Below are 256 nucleotides of genomic sequence, written 5' to 3'. Positions count from 1 at the left end.
GACGCTCGACATGCTCTTCGCCGCCGGGGCCGCCGCCCTGGCCGTCCTGACCGGTCGGGGTCGCAAGAAGGCCCGGACGACCGCGTACGTGCTCGGCGGGATCTTCCTCGTCTGCGGGGGCCTCGGCAGCGTGACGGATCCCTTCCAGGGGCCGGCCGGATCCGCGGGCGACGGCATGGTCGAGCGCCTCATGCCGGCGGCGTACGGCATCGGCATCGGCGCGGTCGACGCGCTGACGGCGCTGGCCGTGCTGGCC

Annotated in this window: 1 pseudogene; it reads left to right on the top strand. The window is 75.4% G+C overall.

The annotated features are described in order from the left end of the window. Nucleotides 1-256 (top strand): annotated as a pseudogene (locus tag ACLQ29_RS35410) (hypothetical protein); the annotation flags it as partial.

This window comes from Micromonospora sp. DT228 (assembly GCF_049841595.1).
GTDB lineage: Bacteria > Actinomycetota > Actinomycetes > Mycobacteriales > Micromonosporaceae > Micromonospora.
Note: the sequence above shows the minus strand (reverse complement) of the source record. Positions and strands in the feature narration are given on the sequence as shown.